General features: G+C 64.5%; 3 protein-coding genes. 2 read left to right on the forward strand and 1 reads right to left on the reverse strand.

Translation table 11 applies throughout. The features are described from left to right. Positions 1–1,519: energy-dependent translational throttle protein EttA (ettA, locus tag Q8R73_RS10090; protein ID WP_305719401.1), on the reverse strand; the 1,519-nt coding region annotated here is incomplete at its 3' end. 229 nt (positions 1,520–1,748) lie between these two features. On the opposite strand from ettA, the gene Q8R73_RS10095 reads away from it, so the two are divergent. After that, the gene (locus Q8R73_RS10095; protein WP_305719402.1) at positions 1,749–1,964 is read left to right on the forward strand and encodes a hypothetical protein; all 216 of its coding nucleotides are present in this window, start codon (positions 1,749–1,751) and stop codon (positions 1,962–1,964) included. A 125-nt stretch (positions 1,965–2,089) separates the two neighbouring features. Next, the coding region (locus Q8R73_RS10100) for an NAD(P)-dependent oxidoreductase (RefSeq protein WP_305719403.1) at positions 2,090–2,613 on the forward strand (524 nt) is incomplete at its 3' end.

The raw sequence follows: 2,613 nt of genomic DNA on the forward strand, positions 1-2,613 counted from the left end.
CCAGCATGTGGGTGGCGATGCGGTCGAGGAACCAGCGGTCATGGCTGATGATCACGGCGCAGCCGGCGAAATCCTCCAGCGCCTCTTCCAGCGCGCGCAGCGTGTCGACGTCGAGATCGGGGGTGGGTTCGTCGAGCAGCAGCACGTTGGCGCCGGACTTCAGCATCTTGGCCAGGTGCACGCGGTTGCGTTCGCCGCCTGATAGCGCGCCGACCTTCTTCTGCTGGTCGGCGCCCTTGAAGTTGAACGACGAGCAATAGCCGCGCGAATTGACCTCGCGCTTGCCGAGCAGAATGAGTTCGTTGCCGCCGGAAATCTCCTCCCACACGGTCTTCTTGCCGTCGAGTGAGTCGCGGGACTGGTCGACATAGCCGAGATGCACGCTCTCGCCGACCGTGATGGTGCCCTGGTCGGGCTTTTCCTGACCGGTGATCATCCGGAACAGCGTGGTCTTGCCGGCGCCGTTGGGGCCGATCACGCCGACGATGCCGCCGGGCGGCAGCTTGAAGGAGAGGTTGTCGATCAGGATCTTGTCGCCAAAGCCCTTGGTCAGGCCCTCGAAATCGACCACGTTCTGGCCGAGGCGCTCGGCCACCGGAATGGTGATCTGCGCGGTCTGGGTCTGCTTCTCGCCGGCCTGCTTCAGCAGGTCCTCGTAGCGCTGGTAGCGCGCCTTGGACTTGGCCTGGCGGGCCTTCGGCGAGGACGCGATCCATTCCTGTTCGCGGAGAAGGGTTTTCTGATGCGCGACGTCCTCGCGGCCTTCCTGCGCCATTCGCTTCTGCTTCTGCGACAGCCAGGCCGAGTAATTGCCCTCGTAGGGAATGCCCTTGCCGCGGTCGAGCTCGAGAATCCAGGAGGTGACGTTGTCGAGGAAGTAGCGGTCATGGGTGACGATCAGGATGGCGCCGGGATATTTGCGCAGATGGCCTTCCAGCCATGACACCGATTCGGCGTCGAGATGGTTGGTCGGCTCGTCCAGCAGCAGCAGGTCGGGCTGGTCGAGCAGCAGCTTGCACAGCGCGACGCGGCGGCGCTCGCCGCCGGACAGCTTGGTCACGTCGGAATCGTCGGGCGGGCAGCGCAGCGCCTCCATCGCCTGGTCGACCTTGCTGTCGAGATCCCACAGGCCGGCGGCCTCGATCTCGTCCTGCAGCTTCGTCATCTCGTCGGCGGTCTCGTCGGAATAGTTCATCGCCAGTTCGTTGTAGCGGTCGAGAATCGCCTTCTGCTTGGCGACGCCCAGCATGACGTTCTCGCGCACCGTCTTGTCGGCGTCGAGCTGCGGTTCCTGTTCGAGGTAGCCGACCCGCGCGCCCTCGGCGACCCAGGCCTCGCCGTTATATTCCTTGTCGAGGCCGGCCATGATCCGCAGCAGCGTCGATTTGCCGGAACCGTTGACGCCGAGCACGCCGATCTTGGCGTCCGGATAGAACGACAGGTGGACGTTATCCAGCACCTTGCGGGTGGGGTAGCTCTTGGTCAAACCCTGCATGAAATAGACGAACTGACGGGCCATCGCGATCCCTTGAAAACCGTGGATTGTAAGGAAATTTGCTGCCGCTGATGTAGCGGGGCGGACCCCAAAGGGCAACCGCGGCAGCGGCGTTTTCGGTTCCTTCACCAGTATCAGTACGGGTCGATACAATTGAAACCTTCTTTTAATGACTCCGGCCCGAAAGTGCCTGCAGCGCCGGAAAAAGGCGCTCCGCGCGACAGAAGCCGCCCGGCAAAAGGCAGTATCCGTCATGGCAACGATCGCGTCAGAACAGCTCACCACCCCGGCAGACCGCCACGGCGGACGCACCAGTCGCCCCCACGCCCCGGCCGAATTCCGCGATTTCTGGCGCCAGTTCCTCGCCCGCGCCTTCGACACCTACCGGCCGGAACAGCATTACATGCGCGGCCCCGGCCCGGCCTGCCGCGCCAAGCAGGCGGCATCGTCGCAGCGGCATTCGAGCTAATTCAGTTTCAGGGCCGCGGGCGCTTTCAGGGCCGCGGCGCTTGCGCGCCCGCCGATTGCGCGCAACCATGGCCCTCCCGACGGCGCGTTTCCGCCCCGTCATCATCGCCATGAACGGACCTTTCCATGACGCGGCTGCGCTGTGCAATTCTCGATGACTATCTCAACGTGGCCCTTGATATCGCGGACTGGTCGAAGGTCTCCGACCGCATCGACGTCACCGTGTTCGACCAGCCGTTCGCTTCTCAGCAGGAAGCCGCCGCCGCGCTGCAGGATTTCGAGATCATCTGCGCGATGCGCGAGCGCACGCCGTTTCCGCGCGCCTTGTTCGCCGCTTTGCCCCGGCTGAAGCTGTTCATCACCTCGGGCATGCGCAATGCCGCGCTCGACCTGGAGGCGGCCAAGGACCAGGGCGTCGTGCTGTGCGGCACGCAGTTTTCCCGCGATCCCACCGCGCCGCTGACCATGGGCCTGATTCTGGAACTGACCCGCCATATCGGCCGCGAGAACGCGCGCATGCATGCCGGCGAGCCCCTGCAGAAATTCGCCGGCATCGAGATCGAGGGCAAGACGCTCGGCGTGGTCGGCCTCGGCAAGCTTGGCGCCAAGGTTTCAGGGCTGGCGCAGGCATTCGGCATGAAGGTGATCGC

Origin of the sequence: Bradyrhizobium sp. (genome assembly GCF_030697065.1) — a bacterium.
GTDB lineage: Bacteria > Pseudomonadota > Alphaproteobacteria > Rhizobiales > Xanthobacteraceae > Bradyrhizobium.

Coding starts and splice junctions, on each gene's coding strand:
- Q8R73_RS10095 (WP_305719402.1), top strand. CDS start 1,749: ATGGCAACGATCGCGTCAGAACAGCTCACCACCCCGGCAGACCGCCAC.